The 18,037-nt window shown below is 56.2% G+C and carries 15 protein-coding genes; 10 read left to right on the top strand and 5 right to left on the bottom strand.

Annotated features, from left to right (window positions below; genetic code table 11):
• Window positions 1–2 precede the first annotated feature (2 nt).
• The 6 genes from AACL53_RS06685 (at window position 3) to AACL53_RS06660 (ending at window position 5,934) form a co-directional block, all read left to right on the top strand.
• On the top strand, window positions 3–1,067 hold the full coding sequence (locus AACL53_RS06685; protein ID WP_339083715.1) for a putative urea ABC transporter substrate-binding protein: 1,065 nt from the start codon (window positions 3–5) through the stop codon (window positions 1,065–1,067).
• Between the two features lie 10 nt (window positions 1,068–1,077).
• On the top strand, window positions 1,078–1,899 hold the full coding sequence (locus tag AACL53_RS06680) for an ABC transporter permease subunit (RefSeq protein WP_339083714.1): 822 nt from the start codon (window positions 1,078–1,080) through the stop codon (window positions 1,897–1,899).
• Entirely contained in the window at window positions 1,896–2,669 is a 774-nt protein-coding gene (locus AACL53_RS06675; RefSeq protein ID WP_339083713.1) for an ABC transporter ATP-binding protein, read from the top strand. The genes AACL53_RS06680 and AACL53_RS06675 overlap by 4 nt, the downstream gene beginning before the upstream one ends.
• Before the next feature lie 96 nt (window positions 2,670–2,765).
• Window positions 2,766–4,166, top strand: coding sequence for a selenium-binding protein SBP56-related protein (locus tag AACL53_RS06670; RefSeq protein ID WP_339083712.1), 1,401 nt, complete (start codon window positions 2,766–2,768; stop codon window positions 4,164–4,166).
• 6 nt (window positions 4,167–4,172) lie between these two features.
• On the top strand, window positions 4,173–4,832 hold the full coding sequence (locus AACL53_RS06665; protein WP_339083711.1) for a hypothetical protein: 660 nt from the start codon (window positions 4,173–4,175) through the stop codon (window positions 4,830–4,832).
• A 217-nt stretch (window positions 4,833–5,049) separates the two neighbouring features.
• Window positions 5,050–5,934, top strand: coding sequence for a glycosyltransferase family 2 protein (locus AACL53_RS06660; RefSeq protein WP_339083710.1), 885 nt, complete (start codon window positions 5,050–5,052; stop codon window positions 5,932–5,934).
• Between the two features lie 45 nt (window positions 5,935–5,979).
• Here the strand turns inward: AACL53_RS06660 and AACL53_RS06655 are convergent, their stop codons facing one another.
• Window positions 5,980–7,941, bottom strand: coding sequence for a glycoside hydrolase family 5 protein (locus tag AACL53_RS06655; protein ID WP_339083709.1), 1,962 nt, complete (start codon window positions 7,939–7,941; stop codon window positions 5,980–5,982).
• Between the two features lie 294 nt (window positions 7,942–8,235).
• Between AACL53_RS06655 and AACL53_RS06650 the strand changes: the two genes are divergently transcribed.
• Window positions 8,236–9,231, top strand: a complete 996-nt coding sequence (locus AACL53_RS06650; protein WP_339083708.1) for a glycosyltransferase family 2 protein — start codon at window positions 8,236–8,238, stop codon at window positions 9,229–9,231.
• 30 nt (window positions 9,232–9,261) lie between these two features.
• Here AACL53_RS06650 and AACL53_RS06645 read toward each other — a convergent pair whose 3' ends face one another.
• Complete coding sequence (locus tag AACL53_RS06645; protein ID WP_339083707.1) at window positions 9,262–10,332, bottom strand: glycosyltransferase family 4 protein; 1,071 nt, start codon at window positions 10,330–10,332, stop codon at window positions 9,262–9,264.
• A 607-nt stretch (window positions 10,333–10,939) separates the two neighbouring features.
• On the opposite strand from AACL53_RS06645, the gene AACL53_RS06640 reads away from it, so the two are divergent.
• Genes AACL53_RS06640 through AACL53_RS06630 form a run of 3 tightly spaced genes read left to right on the top strand, consistent with a single transcriptional unit; the run spans window position 10,940 to window position 14,585 of the window.
• Complete coding sequence (locus tag AACL53_RS06640; RefSeq protein ID WP_339083706.1) at window positions 10,940–11,653, top strand: sugar transferase; 714 nt, start codon at window positions 10,940–10,942, stop codon at window positions 11,651–11,653.
• Between the two features lie 41 nt (window positions 11,654–11,694).
• Window positions 11,695–13,362 carry a hypothetical protein gene (locus AACL53_RS06635; protein ID WP_339083705.1) on the top strand — a complete coding sequence of 556 codons (1,668 nt, stop codon included), beginning with the start codon at window positions 11,695–11,697 and terminating at the stop codon, window positions 13,360–13,362.
• A 2-nt stretch (window positions 13,363–13,364) separates the two neighbouring features.
• Complete coding sequence (locus AACL53_RS06630; protein ID WP_339083704.1) at window positions 13,365–14,585, top strand: polysaccharide biosynthesis/export family protein; 1,221 nt, start codon at window positions 13,365–13,367, stop codon at window positions 14,583–14,585.
• Window positions 14,586–14,606: 21 nt separating this feature from the next.
• On the opposite strand, the gene AACL53_RS06625 is transcribed toward AACL53_RS06630, so the two are convergent.
• From AACL53_RS06625 to AACL53_RS06615, 3 genes are read right to left on the bottom strand one after another with little or no spacing between them, the layout of a single operon-like run.
• Entirely contained in the window at window positions 14,607–15,875 is a 1,269-nt protein-coding gene (locus AACL53_RS06625) for a hypothetical protein (RefSeq protein ID WP_339083703.1), read from the bottom strand.
• Complete coding sequence (locus AACL53_RS06620) at window positions 15,865–16,641, bottom strand: WecB/TagA/CpsF family glycosyltransferase (RefSeq protein ID WP_339083702.1); 777 nt, start codon at window positions 16,639–16,641, stop codon at window positions 15,865–15,867. The genes AACL53_RS06625 and AACL53_RS06620 overlap by 11 nt, the downstream gene beginning before the upstream one ends.
• 17 nt (window positions 16,642–16,658) lie before the next feature.
• Window positions 16,659–17,771, bottom strand: a complete 1,113-nt coding sequence (locus AACL53_RS06615; protein WP_339083700.1) for a glycosyltransferase family 4 protein — start codon at window positions 17,769–17,771, stop codon at window positions 16,659–16,661.
• Window positions 17,772–18,037 lie beyond the last annotated feature (266 nt).

Genomic DNA, 18,037 nt, shown 5'->3' with positions numbered 1-18,037 from the left:
TCATGAAACGAACCATACTAGCCGCCATTCTGGCATTTGCAGCGCTCCTGCAAGCCGGCACTCAATCCGTTCACGCAGCCGAAAAGCCGACATTCAAGGTCGGCTGGATCGTCTTCACACCCTGGATGCCCTGGGGATACGCGCAGCAGAGCGGCGTCCTGAAGAAGTGGGCAGACAAGTACAACGTCAACATCGAGCTCGTGCAGCTCAATGACTATGTCGAGTCGCTCAATCAATATTCAGCTGGCGGACTCGACGGCGTCCTCGGAAGCATCGCTGACGTCTATTCCATTCCCGTTGCCAACGGCGTCGACACGACGATCTTCCCCATCGATTATTCGAACGGCGCCGATGCCGTCATTTTGAAGGGCAAGGACAAGCTCGCCGACATCAAGGGACAGACCGTCAATCTCGTCGAGTTCTCGGTATCCCACTATTTGCTCGATCGTGCGCTCGAAACCGGCAATCTGAAGCACGACGACGTCAAGCGCGTGAATACGTCGGACGCAGATTTCGTGGCAGCCTATAAGAGCCCTGACGTCTCCGCGATCGTCGCATGGAACCCGCAAGTCGAGCAGATTCAAAGCTCCGGCGACGCCCACATCGTGTTCGACTCGTCCAAGATCAACGGCGAAATCTTCGAGTCCATCCTCCTGCGCACGAGCAAGCTCAAGGAAAATCCCGGAGTCGCCAAAGCCCTCCTCGGCGCATGGTACGAAACAGTCGGCATCATCAACGGCACGTCACCGGAGCGCGCTGACGTCATCAAAGCGCTTGCGACCGCTTCGGCGACCGACGTTGCAGGCTACGAGCAGCAGCTCAAATCCGTCGTCATCTTCTCGGACGCGAAGGCCGCACTCGCATTCGCGGAAAGGCCGGAAACCAAGGATACGCTCATCCGCGTTCGCGATTTTGCCCATCGCTACAGTCTTCTCGGCAAGGACGTGAAAGATGCGAACGCGATCGGCATCGAACTGCCGAACGGCGAAATCGTCGGAGATTCCAAGAATGTTCTGCTGCGCTTCGACAGGTCCGTCTTGGAACTCGCTGCAGCCGGCAAACTCTAAGCAGCATCACATGGCCCGCTTACTGAACACGAAGCCGTCTCAAGGGCTCACCATTGCCCTCGGGACGGCGCCGTTCCTAGCCGTCGCGACCGTCTACGCAATAGCGTCGGCGGAGCGGCTGCTGGTCAACGCCCGCGACAACCTCTTGCCGTCGCTTCAATCCATGTTCGCAGGACTGGAGCGCGTCGGCTTCGTGACCGATCCAGTCTCCGGCCACTTGGTCTTCCTCACCGACACGCTGGCGAGCCTCGAACGGTTGGGCATCGGACTTGGAATTGCTGCCGCAATCGGACTCATCATCGGCTTGGCTGTTGGCCTCATTCCGATCGCGCGCGCCACGCTTGCGCCATTCATCTCCGTGCTATCGATCATCCCGCCGATTACGCTTCTGCCCATATTGTTCATCGCGTTCGGCTTGGGCGACGTCTCGAAGATCATCCTGATCGTGATCGGAATCACGCCGTTTATTGCCCGGGACATCGCATCACGAACGCAAGAAATTCCGGAGGAAATGCTGATCAAGGCACAGACCCTTTACGGGTCCACATGGCTGATCACGCTCCACGTTGTGCTGCCGCAAATCTTTCCGCGCCTTCTCGAAAGCATTCGTCTGAGCCTCGGGCCGGCATGGCTCTTCGTGTTGTCCGGCGAAGCGATCGCCGCGCAAAGCGGCCTTGGCTACCGCATTTTTCTCGTCCGGCGATATATGGCGATGGACGTCATCATCCCTTACGTCATCTGGATCGGCATTTTGGCATTTACGTTGGACCTCGCGTTACGGTGGGGTGCGAAGCGGCTCTCCCCCTGGTCACAACCTGGAAACACACGATGAGCCAGATTTCCGTCCGCAATTTGAATGTCGTCATCGACAATCATCCCGTCCTGTCAGACGTCAACCTCGACGTCGCGAGCGGCGAGTTCTGCGTCGTCACCGGCCCGTCGGGAAGCGGAAAGACGACGTTTATTCGCCTGCTCCTCAGCCAGCTTCGCCCCAGCGCCGGAGAAATCACGATCGACGGCGCGCCAATCTCACCCTTCCCCGCTCCCGATCGCGGAGTCGTGTTTCAGGACTACTCGGTCTTTCCGCACAAGACAGCGCTGCAGAACGTTCTTGTCGGTCCGCAATTCAAACGCTCGCGGTTTCTCGGTCGCATCTTCGGTGAAGAGCGCAAGAAGCTCGTCGACGAGGCAAAACAGGCGCTCGCCGATGTCGGCCTCGAACAGGCTGCATCGAAATATCCCAGCCAACTGTCGGGCGGGATGCGCCAGCGTTTAGCTATCGCTCAAGCTCTCATCTGCCGGCCAAAGGTATTGCTACTCGATGAGCCTTTCGGTGCTTTGGATCCCGAAACGCGCGCGCAACTGCATCGCGTCGTTCTCCGGCTTTGGCGTGAAAGCCGCACGACGATCGTCATGGTGACACACGATCTCGCCGAGGCTCGCACGCTCGCAACGCGGCTCGTATCCTTTGGATTTGCCCCGGGCGGGGGCGGAACCATCGCGTCTGATGGATCTCCTGAAGCCGCCTCGACTGTCGTCACATCCTTTACGGAAAAGAGAGGCAGTCAGACAAACCGGCAGAAAAAACGCAAATACCGTTAGTCGAAATCCCGCATATTCTACGCAATTTCCGCTGACAGAGCCCGAGCATCCGCGCTCACATAGGCATGGAGATTTTCAATTGAACGGAGACCGACGATGGTCCAGAGACCCGATCCAACATTTCACGCATCTCCGAAGCTCGCGAGCGAAGCCCCGCCAGAGAAGTTCGCCTACACCCTGCTTCTCAGTCCAGACTTCTCCAAGCCTGACGCGCTAGCAATTGTCGACGTCGATCCCTCGTCCGCGCAGTATGGAAAAATCGTACACACAGTGACGATGCCGAACAAAGGCGATGAGTTCCACCATTTCGGCTGGAACGCGTGCTCCTCGGCACTGTCGCCGCTCACGGGCCACGCATTTCTCGAGAGACGATACCTTATCATCCCGGGGCTCCGGTCGTCGCGGCTTTACATCATTGATACCAAGCCACATCCGACCCAGGCGAAAATTCACAAGATCATCGAGCCGGAAGAGATCTTCCATAAAACCGGCTATTCGCGCCCTCATACCGTGCATTGCGGACCGGATGGCATCTACGTCAGCACGCTTGGCGGCGCAGGTCCTGACGGCACAGATGGACCGCCAGGCATCTTCATCCTCGACTGCGAGACCTTCGACGTACTCGGCCGTTGGGAGATCGATCGCGGACCGCAGCTTCTGCATTATGATTTCTGGTGGAATCTGCCGCGCGACTACATGGTGAGCAGCGAGTGGGGTCTGCCGCCGCAATTTGAAAACGGCATCGTTCCGGAAGACCTGCTTGCCAACAAATACGGCCATCACGTTCACTTCTGGAATCTGCGCGCACGCCGCAACGTTCAAACCATCGATCTCGGCGCCAACCACCAAATGGCGCTCGAAGTGCGCCCAGCTCATGATCCCGCGCGCGAATATGGCTTCCTCGGTGTCGTCGTCGATACGACGAACCTCGAGGGATCGATTTGGACGTGGTGGCGGGAAGGCTCGGAGTTCCGCATCGAAAAGACCGCGACGATTCCGGCTGAACCGGCCGATCCGTCATTGTTGCCGCCGCTTCTGAAAGGCTTTGGCGCCGTGCCGCCACTAATAACGGACATCGACCTCTCGCTGGACGATAAGTTCCTTTATGTTGCATGCTGGGGCACTGGCGAGCTTCGCCAATATGATGTCACCGAACCGCGCAAACCGAAGCTTGTCGGCAGCCTGCACGCCGGAGGCATCGTTCGGAAAGCCGCTTTGCCCGATGGGACGGCCTTCGCGGGCGGACCGCAAATGCTTGAAATCAGTCGCGACGGAAAACGCGTCTACGTTACGAATTCGCTCTATTCGACGTGGGATGATCAATTCTATCCCGAGGGCGTGCCGGGAGCCATGGCGCTCGTCAACGTCAATCCGGCCGGCGGCATCGCCTTCGATAAAGCGTTCCGGGTGGCGGTGCCCGATGGATATCGCACACACCAAGTGCGGCTCGAAGGCGGCGATTGCTCGACCGACTCTTTCTGCTATTCGTCGGCTTGATTGACGATGGATAACGGCTGGAACACCGCACTCTGGCTCGCGGTTATTGCGAGCGGAGTTTATCACGGGCTCAACCCCGGCATGGGTTGGCCGCTCGCGGTGGCGGCCGGATTGATGGAACGCAGGCCGTCCGCGCTCTTTGGCGCACTGGCGCCAATCGCCGGTGGCCACTTCCTAGCGATGGGCGTCATTTTATTGCCCTTCGGCATGTTGACGGCTCTGCAGTACTGGAACCATGAGATCCGCCTCGCGGCGGCCTTGATCGTCATCGGCGTCGGCATTCTGCTGCTCGTCTATCGCCGCCATCCGCGCATGCTCGCCCGCATCCCGCCGGCAGAGCTCGGTCTCTGGTCATTTGCCATCGCTGTTGCACACGGGGCCGGCTTGATGCTGGTGCCGATGTACCTCGGGCTCTGCACGACCAAGCCGTCGTCACTGATGGACCACGACGACGCGATATCGATTGTTGCGAACAACCTCGGACTAGCCATCCTTGTCTCGGCCGTGCACGCTATCGCTATGATCGCGGCCGGCGGAGTCGTCGCATGGGCCGTATATCGCTATTTCGGCTTGCAGATGCTCTCCAAAGCCTGGATCAATCTCGACGCCTTTTGGGCGGGAAGCCTGATCGCGGTCGGACTTGTCGCCGTCGCCGGATCCATTTGAGGCGATCGCTCAACGTTGCACCAATTTTGAAGCAACGAGACTCCAACCGGTCCTTAAGATTGATGTCATTTATTAAGCGCGGCGCACGTCCCGCAACGATGAACGACATCTTCGGCTAACTGCCGGTTGTTCTGTCTAGTAGCAACGAACTATGCTTGAGTTGGGTTGAAGCAGATCTCGCAGACCTCATTTCTTTGCCAGCGTAACGGAAAAGCTGATGATGGCAACCGATGCACCGCAAGCGGTTCTTCTTACACTTATCGTCTGCACTTTGGGCCGCGTGAAGCCGCTCGAGCGCCTGTTGCAATCATTGAACGCGCAAACGCGCAAGAACTTTGAAGTCATTATCGTCGATCAAAATCCCGAAGGATTCCTGGACACGACGATCCAGAAATTTCCCGCACTCCGCATAAGACATTTGCGCTCGCGGCCGGGCCTTTCTCGGGCGAGAAACGTCGGCCTCGCCGCGAGTTCGGGCCGGTATGTCGGATTTCCCGATGATGACGTCTGGTATCGGCCGACAGTCGTCGAAGAAGTGCTGGACACGTTTCGGAGGAATTCGAAGCTGAACATCATCACGGGCCGGTCCATCGACCCAGAAGGGCACGACGTAACGGTCATGCTGTCCGAGGAAGCACTGATAACGCGCGAAAACATTTTCGAGGCCGGCAACTCCAATACGATTTTCATCGAACGCATGCTCGCGCAATCGCTGAACTTCGATGAAGGACTGGGCCTCGGCGCAGCAAGCGACTTCCAGTCGGGCGAAGAAACGGACTTTCTGCTGCGTGCCCTCGGCAAGGGAGCGGCCGGATGGTATTTCCCGGAACTCACGATATTCCACGACCCGATCGACGATGGCGCCCCTATCGCCGAAAGAGCCCGCAGAACCACCGCCTATGCGCGAGGCTTCGGCTACCTCATTCGCAAGTATCGCTACCCGCCGCCCTACATATTGGGAAAAATTGCGAAAACCTCCCTCCGAGGCGCTTGGTGCGTCGCGACCGGGGATCTCGCGGGGGCCCGCCTTAGAATAGCTTGGGCCAACGGGGTCCTCTACGGCTACACCAGAGGCAGACCCGCATTCCCCGTTCACAAGTAAAGACCCGCATTCCGCCATCCCGTCGCAAGCCGCGCCCAACGACCGTCAGCGCGGAATATACTTTTTCAGTTGGTCGAGCATCGGTGGTGGTGTGCCACCTGGGAAGGGTCGCGGCTCGACAAGATAGGGGTAATTTTTATCCCACCAAGGGCCGGCGGCCCAATACGTGAAACCTATGTAGCCTCCCTCGGAAGGCGTCGCCATCGCGCTCTTCCAACTGCTGAGCATATCCTCGCCCTCGTGGAGACAAAGGAAATTATTGGCCCACCCGGCCTCGCCGATGATGCCCTGCATCTTGTATTTCTTCAGCCACGTTGTGAACGGATCGAGACGACTCGAGCCGCTGAACGGCATGCAGAAGGAGGACGTTCCGGAAGAATCCACGTCAAGGTATTGATGAGCTTCAACGGCAAAGTTGTTGAGCGGATCGTACGCCTTGAGAACCTGCACGCTATTGTCCGATGAATCCCACGAGTGCGCGCCGTCCCAATAGGAACCTTGAAAAACAATCTTGTTCGGAGCGCCGGCATCCCGAATGGCCAAAGCGATTGTGTTCGCCGTCTTTATCCACTCGAGCGCCGTCTGCTCGTGCGGCTCGTTCATCAGACCGAACCAGATGTACGGGTTGTTCTTGAAATGCACGGAGAGTTTTGCCCAGAGCGCCGCCAACCCCTGGTTGGATACGCCGTTCGAGCCCGCCAGGCCCATACCCTTGCCGTCGTCGCTATAATACGATCCGTAATTATGCATATCCAAGATGCAGACAATCTCGTTTCGCGCGCACCGTGATGCCACGCGGCCGAGTTCCTGCAGATCCTGTTGGCGAAGTTCGCCTTGCGGGCCGGACTGAATATTTTGAAACTTGAAGGGAATGCGGAGGATCTTGAATCCCTGCTCCTTGGACCAGTCGATCCGCGCATTTTCCGGATAGACGTAATCCTTGTTGAACGTACTGCCCTGACCAAATTCACCGCTCGCCATATTCACGCCCATTGCGGGCTTCGCCGGAGGCAATGCCCAGTCCCCGAGATGAACGCCCGCCCGGCCGGCATCGATTTCCCCGGTCTCGTTATCTTTGAGACCCAGAACAAAATCTCCGGATTTAGGATCGTCGCGCGCGGTCAGCGTGAATTTTATGGGAAACTTCGTTTGAGCATCCACGGTCAACACGCCGCTCGCAGGATCGTACGTTCCCGGCGGCACCGCTGCAGCAATCGCATCTACGATCTGGCCCTGAAACGCAGCCGCATTCACCGTACTGCTCGGATCAATCCCGATGCGAATTTTGGTCGGCTTCTTGATAGCGGCACCGCTTTCATGAATCTCGAATGTCACGCTCTCACCCGCAGCAATCGCCGGAACGGAACGCAAAAGTGACCATCGGACTGCGCGATCGTCACCACCTGCAAAGCGTGGGCCTTCGGTAATGAGCTTGAAGGTTGATGAGTCATGAATGGTGGCCGGATTGACCGACCCGGCCGCGATGATGAAATCGATTTGCTCCTGTTTCCCCGGTGCCCAGGAAGCGGCATCACTGCCCGTGAAATTCCGCCCGCGCGAAAACTTGAACGGGAAATTCAATTCATAGGTGCCCGCGGACAGGCGATATTGAAAATCATGAGATGTTATAGGCTCAAGTGACACACCCGGCCGCGATGAAAGAGCCTTTTGCGCGACCACGTCATAGGACTCTTCCAACAGATTGTCGTCACTCGCCACACCCGAAACTTGCATTTGAACCGTTTGGCCATCGGCCACACGGCAGGCCATCAGATGGATATTGAATCGATCACCCTCTTCCAAGACGAGAGGATCGGAACCAATGATATAAACGCCATCCTTCTTGCCCCGGCAAAAATCATCCGGCGACGTATCGCCTTGTGTGTCTTTGGCGGCGAGGTCGTCTGCGGCGGCGAACGTCCGCGAAGAGAACCCGCCCGCCGTGGCGAAAGGAGCTATCACGAGCGCCATCACGACAACGGAAGGCAGCTTAAGACATATAAACATCGATCGCTCCCAGAGCATCTGCTGTCAACGGCGCCGCAACGATTGTCGCGCGGGCTTCTGGCGAAAACGGAATCGCTCCCTATGCTAACGAACGCGGTGAAACAGCCACAACACCTACTCCTGCTTCTGAGGGAAGTTCCCGCCAACGCGCCTGAAGCAATTGTCCGTACTGCGCCGTATATGCGTCATTGATTCTGAGCAGCCGACCCGGCCTGATGGTCGTCGAAGCTAGCGAGACACCTGAGCGCCCCGAGAACCCTGCCGCACGTTGCCGCAAACGAATTGGAGCATCGAATGCCAGATCCGGTCAGTGTGTGTATCCCGACCTACGAACGGCCTCGGCTCCTGCAGGCTGCAATTCACTCATGCGTAACGCAAGCCTACCGGCCGTTGCGCATCGTCATTGGCGACGATTCCCGTACGAACGAAACCAATGATATGCTAAATGCCCTCGAAGTTCCCGACGGTGTGAACATCGAGTATTTGCCGAGGGCCGCGATCGCGTCACAACGCGATAACATCATAAGGTTGTTCAATCACGTCACCACGCCGCACGTCTCGTTGCTACACGACGACGACATGTTCGCACCGGGCGGAATGGACCTCGCAATCAAGGCCGCCTGCGAAAACCCGTCGGCGATTGGCGCCTTCGGAGTCCAGGAAATTATCGACGCGAACGGAGCGCTACAGCCCGCGGAGACGGAGCGTTTCAATAAAACGTATCTTAGAACCGCAGAGTATTTGGACCGCATTCACAGCGTTTGGTTTTCAGTTCTATCACTGCAATTACCGAGCAACGGCTTCTTGCTGAGGACCGATCTTGCGAAACGCGCGGCGATGTCGTTGCCGGCTGACCCTGGCTCTGCAGTTGACGTGGCCTTTGCCCTGCGATTAGCGGAGCTGAGCGGCGACGCATCGCTCTTCCTCACCTCCAGCGTAACGCATCGCTATCGGCTGACGCCGGGAGCCGAAACCGAACGCCTCGATCATCTTCCGATTTACACATTTTTGCGAGAGATCAATGTTCCCGCCGCTTACAAGGAACTTCAAAGGCAGCGCTTGGCGATTTTCTTAGTTGCGGCCATCAACGAACGGCTCAGTCGCGGAGACGTGCAAACGGCTCGCGAATTGATACTTTCGAACGACTATCCGGCGGAGCGGCGGTGGCGACCGATGGGCATCTTTCACACAGCTGCAGCGCACCTGAGATTGCCGCCGGCTATCGTTCGCCTGCCCTATGCGATCAGCCGCAAACGGCGATTTGCCCGCCAAACTGCCGTAAAGACCTGAAAAGCACTCTCTACAGTCGGACCACAAAAGCTACGAACCGTTGCGGCGAACCAAAGCGTCCAGCGCCAGGGCGTAAGTATGTCGACCAAGATATGACAGGAATTCAGTCTTTGCCTCGCGCGCCCGCTTGATTGAACCGGCGGGATCGCTTCTCACTTTTTGAAGTTCGCGCGCGGCAGCTTCCACGGACGGTTCCGCCCAAACGGTGTCGGATACGCCGTAATAAGCCGGATCGTCATCGGCAAACGCAATGAGTTTGTACGCAACGGCCGACAGCTTGTCTGGAGAGCAGAAATCAACATTCCCGGACCAGCCCGTCGCAATAACGGGAACCTCCATAAGTATCGCCTCTGCGATCGTCAGCCCAAAACCTTCCGAGCGATGCAGCGAGATGTAGACGTCGGCAGAGCAATAAAGTTCGGCGAGTTGTTCATCCGACCAGACTTGATCGATGACGCTCATATTCCGGCTCTCGCCGATCTCGCTCTTGATGATAGCGAGATCTTGCGGATAGCGCTTGCCCTGCGATGTCTTCAGAACAAGCTCGACACCATCTTCATCGCCGAACGCTGCTCTAAACCCGCGTATGACCGCGAGCGGATTCTTCCTTTCGAAGGAGGAACCCAAATTGAAAATGGAAAGAACCCGGAAAGGCCCGTCTTTCGGCTTCGAACGAGCCACATTGCCCATGTCCAGCTGAATGGGATGAGGCACCGTAAGCACCGGCTTCGTCGTGTAGCGCTGTATCGTTCGTTGACAGAAACGGCTCGGAACCATGAACGCATCGACGAACCGCATGGCGTCGATCCAGTCCTTCGGCAGACACTCGAGTTCCCATGCCCAGTACGCAATGTTGTACGAATTGTAGTAGGAGCGGAGCCCTGCCGTGATGATCCCCGGCAGCAGCATCGGCGCGTTCAAATGAAATATCGAAACATTTGTTTGAAGGTCGGGAGAACCACGATGATACGTTACATCATCCCTGCTCGAGTAAAATCCCGAGACGTCGCTGGTCGAAATTTCGCAGCCATAATTCTCAAGCTGCTGAATGCAAAGCCGCGCCGAACGGCCGAGGCCGGAGGCCGATGATAGAAGTCCCACGACCTTGATCTTCGTAGGCGGAACCCGAAGAGAACCACGCGAAGGCGGCATGATCCTCGGCAAAATATGCCGGCGGGCGAAGCGGACCGGCTTTCTGAACAGTTCGGTTCGCACGAGCACTCACCGTAAAACTGAATCAAATAAGCGCCAGTGAATCGCAATGCAGGAAAATTATGAGAAAGCGTAATGTCTCAGAACCGATCCACCAACTTAAGACGTACGCGGACAAAAAGACGCATTAGCCGAGCTTTCACTTCTTTAGTTGATAGCTTAGGTTTTTGCGGTGCAACCGTGAACCGCCGCCGAAACGCCGAAAGCGGAGAACGATTTTTCTTATTTAGAAAATAGCAGCGCGACGAAAAGCCAGACAACGAGCGACACGCCTCCGACGAATAGAAGCCCAAGCAATCGGGCTCTTCCCCTGCTGATCTGAGCAGGAGCCAACGTATTGGCAGCATCGGCAGTTGAACGAATATGTTCCTGCGTCGGATCGTTTTTTTGTTCGCCAGAATTGACCGACGATTGAGTGGAATTCATTTTTTCTAATGCCTGAGCAGATCTCAGATCTGCGCTGAGTTATAATTTATTTGGATTTGGAGGAGCGTGCATGCATTTCCGCACTGTCTCTGACACCGAAACAATTCTTCTTAACGATCAATTTCAACACCGTGAGCTTGCCATCTCCGCAGAGCCCGGAGTGCGTGCTCTGCTTCATGTGCGCGCCCATAAGGCCAATAACGCTTTCTCGAAGCGCTCATTGGATATCATTGTATCGGGCGCGTTGCTAGCGTTTCTGGCGCCTGGTCTCCTTCTGATCGGGCTCCTCATACGCCTCGAATCCGATGGACCTGCGGTGTTTCATCAAAAGCGCTTCGGCCGGAATGGCAAGGTTTTCACATTAATGAAGTTTCGCAGCATGAAGGTGCAGGAGTCGGACGGCGCATTCATTCAAGCACGAAGCGCAGATCCGCGCGTCACCACTCTTGGCCGATGGCTTCGTCGAACCAGCATTGATGAGCTGCCCCAGCTGTTCAACGTGTTGATGGGTGACATGTCGTTGGTTGGCCCTCGTCCTCACGCCCTTGCGATGGACCAGCATTACGCCCGTATCATTCCCCGCTATTCAGATCGACTTCTGGTTCGACCTGGTCTGACCGGGCTGGCTCAGATCTCCGGCCTGCGCGGCCCCACGAATACCATCGAAGATATTTCGATGCGCGTAAATCGCGATCGCGCCTATGTACGGCGCTGGTCGTTCATGTTGGACCTCAAAATTTTGGCGCGCACGCCTCTTGCCCTGTTCGGACCAAACGCTCTCTGACCAAGCACTGCCCGAGCACTCGGCCATAGAAAGGCGCTTTGATGCTTGTTCGGAACCACGATGCGCGAAGGGCGACCGCCCATTCCAGCCAATTTCTTTGGGATACCATCTCGCGCCACCGAACTATTCTGATTGCTTTCCCGGCACTCTTTCTCGCGATGGCTGCAGTCTACGTATCGATGAGAGGATCGAGCTATACTGCAGCGTCTCGATTGGGCATCGACAATCGGATTCTTCAATTCAATCCCCAGGAAGCCATCCTCCCGACATCGTCGATCAGTTCTCCATTGCTGCAGAGCCAGGTCGCGATCCTACTGTCCGATAAAATCGCCCGCGATGCGATGAAAGCATTGGACCTTACCAACGACCCTGAATTCCTGCCGAAAAGCTCCGCGTCAGAAACAGAGCAAAAGAGGGAAGCCCAGGTCCTCGATAAACTACAAAGCAAGATACACGCGAGCCGCATCGGCGAAAGCTATCTGATTGACGTGCGCGCAACGTCGGTCGATCCGGTTAAGGCTGCGAAGATCACGAATGCAGTGGTCAAGGCATATCTCGACGATCAGGCGAATTCGAACGCCGATGTCGCGAACGCCGTCAGCCCGTGGCTGCGCAGCAAGGTCGCGTCACTCGGAACAACGGCTCGCGTCGTGAGCGAAGCAACGCCGCCCTTGAAAAGAGACCAACTTCCGGACGGGTTTATCCTTGCCCTCGGGCTCGCATCGGGATTGGTCTTCGGCTTCACGTTGGCGTTTACACTCGACTGGTTCGACAATCGGATAACAACGCGCGAGGCCGTTGAACGGGTGTGTGACGCGGAATGCTTCGGCATGCTGCCCTGCATGAAAAAAACGCCATGGTACTCGAAACTGGCATCACGCAAGCGGTCACCACGCACAAACCGCCAAACCGTCGAAGCGGATCCGTCCCTCCTTTGGGCGATAAACAATCCGCAAAGTCACTTCGTTCATGCGCTGAGAAATACCCGGGCAGCTATTCTCGAGCACAAAGACAGCAATCCCATCATTATTGGCATTACTTCTCCTTCGTCCGGCGAAGGCAAATCGGTAGTGGCAGCCAATCTTGCGAGACTTATGGCGGTCGCAAATCAGAAAGTCCTTCTGGTCGACGCGGATCCATATAGCGCCGGCCTTACCGCATTGCTTTCCCCTGGAGCTGTCGACGGATTGGCCCAAGCGCTCGATGGCCGCAATCTGCCGGACTTACTTTGGACATGCGAGCAGACCGGCCTCGAATTTCTGCCAAACCCGCCGAGCGAGAACGGCTCACGCCCCGGCTGCTTGCTGAGCGCGACGAACGAAAAATTCTTCAATGAACTGGCGCGTGAGTACAACAGGATCTTCATCGACCTGCCGCCCCTTGATCCGGTTCCAGACGTCCGTGAGGCCCAGCCGATTGTGCACGGAATGCTGCTCGTCATCGAATGGAATAAGACTTCAGCCAAACAACTAGCGATGATCTTGGATTCAGCAGGCCCGGTGAGATCAAAGCTAATCGGGGTTCTCCTCAATAAAGCCGGCGACAAAATGTTTCGTCGGCAGCGTTCGCCGATGCAATCCCATGCATCAGCCCTAACGAAAAAGAAGTTCAATCCGTCGTCGAGAGGCCTCGGAATGGAGCCACCCGGAGACAACGTCGGAAAGGGTACTCCAACAGTCCCTGATATTGAATGGACAGCGGGAGAATGAAAATGCCGAACACCCTCATGCGTGCTTTATTTGGCCTGACGTTGCTTCTCACCGCACTACCTGCAACGCCGCTATTCGCATCGGATTACGCCCTCGACACGGGCGACAAAGTTCGCATTGCCGTTCACGACTGGCCGGACCTCTCGGGGGAATTCAACGTCACCGCGACCGGAACGATCTTCCTGCCGCTGGTCGGTGAAGTTCCGGTCAAGGGCCTCACCGCTGCGCAGGTTGCGACCAAGGTCGCAACAGAGTTACAGCGGCGGCAGAAGTTGAACGACCTTCCGAGCGCGACAACGGAAATCGTCATTTTCCGCCCGTTTTATGTCCTCGGCGATGTGCAAAGCCCAGGAGCTTTTCCCTTCCAACCGGGCCTGACCGTTATGCAGGCCGTCAGCGTGGCCGGTGGATACTATCGCCTCGTTGACGTCGCATCGTTGCGTCTCGAGCGCGACGCGATAGCCGCGAAAGGCGATATCGAAGTATTGCAGACACGCATGAAACAACTCAGCGCCCGCCAGATAAGATTGGCAGCAGAACAAAGCGGCGCAAAAGATTTGGTCTTTCCGCCCGAATGGAACAAATTGGACAGCGCCTCGCCTGAGGCCCGCCTCGTAGCTGAGGAACGAGGTATCTTCGCGACGAACAACGACAGCTTCGAACAGCGCAAGTCGACGTTCGATCGCTTCCACGAAATCTACGAAGGCGAGGTCACTTCGATTAAAGCGCAAATCGAGAGCGAACGGGAGCAATATCGCTCAGTGCAAGATGAACTCGCAAGCGTCACAGGGCTCGTGGCACAAGGCTTGACCCAGAAACCCCGCAAGCAATTGCTTGAGCGCACGCTCGCGCAGGTGTCAGGAAATATCCAGGGCATGAACACGCTCGTCTTGCAGGCACAGCAGAACATCAGCCAGACCGAGCAAGCAAAACTCGATTTGCTGGTTCAACGAGCCGAACGCATCAATCGAGACACCCAGGCAACCCGCGCCGAAATAGATAATACGAAAGCAAAAATTGCGACTGCCAAGAGATTGGCCTTCGAAGCTCAAGTGGCGACGCCGGACAGCCTGCTGCGCACAACCAAGGAGCACTTCACGATTGCGAAGCAAGGTCAAGGCGAAGCAATACCGGTGAACGCGGGAACGCCGCTCGAACCCGGCGACGTGTTGACAGTCGAGCGCTCACAGTCCCCAGAGCCGACCGAATCCGCCCAAAACTAAACAGGAGAACCAATCACTAAGCTAATCGCCAGCCGCACAATCTTCAGGCATCGGCCTGATCGCCGCTCCATACAAGAACCATAGAAACGCGGCGGATTTGATTGAAAAGAGCGAATAGCTGACAAGAAGATTAAGCCCGATAAAAAGGGCGACCGCATGTGTTGCACGCCGAATGCGGAGCCGAAGTTCCAGGTCCGGAGCATGGTCGCTGGCCACGAGCGTCGTGAACAACCAGACGAAACATCCCCCGAGCGCCGTTTGCGTAACGATCAGGTAAGTCAATCCGCTATCGAGATTGTCGCCGATCTGGCTCCATTGGGCCATACCGAGCACATCGTAAAAATCGAGATTTCCCGCAAGCGCCATCGTTTTCGCGACGCGACCGCCGAAGTCGTCGCTCAGAGGATCTGGCTGAAATGCGTAAACCCCGATCGCGCCGAGTGTCACGATCACCGGCAAATAGAACACGGATGCGCGCGAAGGCAGCTTGGAAGCGAGCGGCACACAAATCAGAATAAGGACCGAAGTGATTGTCGCAAAACGCCCATCGCAGGCAACCAGCAGAAAAACCGTGGAGACGATGAGCCAGGCCCGCATGATCAGCGAAAGGGTCGGCCAGAAGCAGAGCAGCAAAATGACGATGGTGCAAACGTAATTGCCGAGCGAAACCGGCTCGAGAAATATCGACGACACCCGGTGAATATCGACAAAGGAAAAAAAACGTTCACCCGGCCGTGTCGCACTGACGAAAAGAGACGAATCCGAGTTCCAGAAGTCGTTAGCCGCAAAGTTCCGGGAATTTATATAGTAACTTCTGACATCAAAGATGTCCGAGAAGAGGTCAGGATTTGCGACCTCCAGGAGAGCAAAGAAAACAACAATGAATTGCAACTTGGAAAACAACGATACCGGATTGCGCGAATATCGCAGACCGAGCATCACGAAGACCGGTATCGACAGCACGTCGCGGATATTCTTTGCAACCAATTCATCTCTAAACAGGCTTACGACCAGGCCGATGCCAATGAACAGACACATGAGCGCAAGCCAAGGGCGATCATGAGGCGTGAGCGTTAATACCAGAAGAAGGGTGCTGCAGAAAAATATCAACAACTCCGCTGCGATAACCTCCCCATTCGTCACGGCGGTAACGTGTGCATTGATGGCTGCGAGTACCGCGTTGAACGCTAGAGTTGCGATCATGATTGAGGCAATTAGCCTATCGACGGCTTCTCGCGTCAGCACGGCCGATGGAATATCTACATGCGGATCATACCGCTCATAATTCACGCCTCAGGCTCCCCCAGGGTGAAGAGATCTTGACGCGATCGAACGCAACGGCCGCAAGGAAATATAAGACCTCGATTGTGTATCGCCGCCACAGCCGCGACGGTTCCTGAGTTATCCGGAATAGCCATTCGCACTTTGCTTTCTGCAGCCAGCGGGGCGGTCGATTTACGCGCCCGGTTTCGACATCGAGATAACCTCCGACACCCAGAGCAAGAACGCCGCAAGCCGAGACCTTCTCCGACATCCAATGTTCCTGCTTCGGATTCCCAAGCGCAACGAGCACAACCTTTGCATGCGCGCGCTTGATCGCGTCTACAGCCACATCTGGGTTATCGCAGTACCCGTCGCACACGCCGCATATTTCGGATTGGTATTTCTGACGGAGGATCTCAGCGGCGCGACTGACGACCGCCGGACGAGAACCATATAAAAACACCGGCGTCCGATTAGGCAGTCTCTTCAGCAGCTCCGGCGTTAAATCCGTGCCATTTAAATTCTCGGGAAACCGCTCGCCGTACAGAACGCGCAAAGCAATATCGACCCCGATACCATCATTCAAAACGAGCATTCCATCGAGCTGACGCCGAAGCAGCGGGTCCCGCCGCGCCTTCAACAACAAGTTTGCGTTCGCAAACGCCACGTTTATGGGTCGGGAGTTCCGGAGCCCATCGACAATAATGTCCAGAGCTTCGGACTTGCTGAGGATCGCGACCGGAACACCAAATATTTCTCGGCGAGGGATCTGTGGCAAAGCGCTTTGCGACATCCTGACTCTCCTCGGCGTTAAACCTTCCCGGCAAGAACATCCTGGTAGGTGGCTTCAATTCGAGCGGCGGCGGGAGGCCACGCGCATCCCAACGCAAAACGGCGCGCGCGTTCTCGATCTCGAATATTCTGTGTCTTCTCCCACTGGAGAAATCGCTCGGCTGAAATTTCAGGATCGGAAAAATCAAGCAGCAAACCAGTCGCTGAACGCTCGAAAATCTCTTCAAAAGCAGAATTCTTTTGCATGACCGGCAACAGCCCGGCCGACATTCCCTCGACCTGCACCAATCCGTAGCCTTCATACTGCGACGCTGACACCGTGAACCCGCAATCCTTGATCAACGCCTGAAGTTCGGCGCGATCGAGATACCCAAGACAATGAATGTTGCCGGTCAATTTCGCAGCGCGAATACTTACGTTCAAACGCTCCATATCGCCGGCCGTTCCTGGCCCGACGATGAAAAGCTTTCTCTTGCTATCCGCTCTAATCAGGTGCGCAAAAAACGGAATAAGACGATCGACGGATTTGTTTTCGGCAATCCGGCCCCAATAAATTAGGTGATGACCACCTGAGTAAAGCCAAGGAAACGGCTCGACGGGGTTCGGCAACACCTCAGACTGGATGCCTATCTCTTCAAGCTTCCTCTGATCGTTTCGGCTTACTGCAAAAATCTTCTTCACCTGCGACAGCGTCACCCGCGAAATTGTCTTGAAGTAGAAATTCTTCGCCTTGTCGAACTTGTGCGTGTGAAAAAAGAGGCCGTGGGAGGTCACAATCAGCGGCGGAACGCCAAGCCTCCTGTAGATGCTGATGAGATCGGTGAATTGGTCCAGAGAGTGCAGATGAATCAAATCATATCTGCGCAATAATTTCGGCGATAGGAATGGAATAAAAAAGCGGCTGAAGCCGACGTATCGCACACGCACGACAATCGCGCGATTGACCCGCTGCACCTTCTTCAATTTGCGCGACGTGCCAAACAAGCGGTCCAGGGTTAAGACCGTGACGCGCGAGGAGCTGGACTGCTTCTCGACAAGTTGCCTTACATATTCCTCCAGACCTCCGACCGATGGGGGGTACTGGCGCACAACATGCAGCACGCGAAGTGGCGGCTTTGAGTAGGCATCCATGGCAGCTACTCGCTTAGATGACTACGAAACGCGCTGCCCACCGGCAATCAACGTAACTCCCCAAAAAACGAATGTAACCGTGCACAGCTGACGCAGGGCTTTGAGACATTCGATCACTACGCCAAGAATAGACCGCATACGAATCGTTAGCGAAGCGTCACTGCGCGAAGCCCAACTATCGATGCGAGCAGCGCTCAAATGTCCCGTTGCCCATTCGGCCTACGCGCACTTTCATCAATGCACACAGATCAAGCATCACGGCGATG

This window comes from Hyphomicrobium sp. ghe19, assembly GCF_902712875.1.
Taxonomy (GTDB): Bacteria; Pseudomonadota; Alphaproteobacteria; order Rhizobiales; family Hyphomicrobiaceae; genus Hyphomicrobium_B.
Note: the sequence above shows the minus strand (reverse complement) of the source record. Positions and strands in the feature narration are given on the sequence as shown.

Bases quoted from the DNA above. Each gene is read 5' to 3' on its own strand.
- AACL53_RS06685 (WP_339083715.1), top strand. From the start codon at position 3: ATGAAACGAACCATACTAGCCGCCATTCTGGCATTTGCAGCGCTCCTG.
- AACL53_RS06680 (WP_339083714.1), top strand. From the start codon at position 1,078: ATGGCCCGCTTACTGAACACGAAGCCGTCTCAAGGGCTCACCATTGCC.
- AACL53_RS06675 (WP_339083713.1), top strand. From the start codon at position 1,896: ATGAGCCAGATTTCCGTCCGCAATTTGAATGTCGTCATCGACAATCAT.
- AACL53_RS06670 (WP_339083712.1), top strand. From the start codon at position 2,766: ATGGTCCAGAGACCCGATCCAACATTTCACGCATCTCCGAAGCTCGCG.
- AACL53_RS06665 (WP_339083711.1), top strand. From the start codon at position 4,173: ATGGATAACGGCTGGAACACCGCACTCTGGCTCGCGGTTATTGCGAGC.
- AACL53_RS06660 (WP_339083710.1), top strand. From the start codon at position 5,050: ATGATGGCAACCGATGCACCGCAAGCGGTTCTTCTTACACTTATCGTC.
- AACL53_RS06655 (WP_339083709.1), bottom strand. From the start codon at position 7,941: ATGTTTATATGTCTTAAGCTGCCTTCCGTTGTCGTGATGGCGCTCGTG.
- AACL53_RS06650 (WP_339083708.1), top strand. From the start codon at position 8,236: ATGCCAGATCCGGTCAGTGTGTGTATCCCGACCTACGAACGGCCTCGG.
- AACL53_RS06640 (WP_339083706.1), top strand. From the start codon at position 10,940: ATGCATTTCCGCACTGTCTCTGACACCGAAACAATTCTTCTTAACGAT.
- AACL53_RS06635 (WP_339083705.1), top strand. From the start codon at position 11,695: ATGCTTGTTCGGAACCACGATGCGCGAAGGGCGACCGCCCATTCCAGC.
- AACL53_RS06630 (WP_339083704.1), top strand. From the start codon at position 13,365: ATGCCGAACACCCTCATGCGTGCTTTATTTGGCCTGACGTTGCTTCTC.
- AACL53_RS06620 (WP_339083702.1), bottom strand. From the start codon at position 16,641: ATGTCGCAAAGCGCTTTGCCACAGATCCCTCGCCGAGAAATATTTGGT.
- AACL53_RS06615 (WP_339083700.1), bottom strand. From the start codon at position 17,771: ATGGATGCCTACTCAAAGCCGCCACTTCGCGTGCTGCATGTTGTGCGC.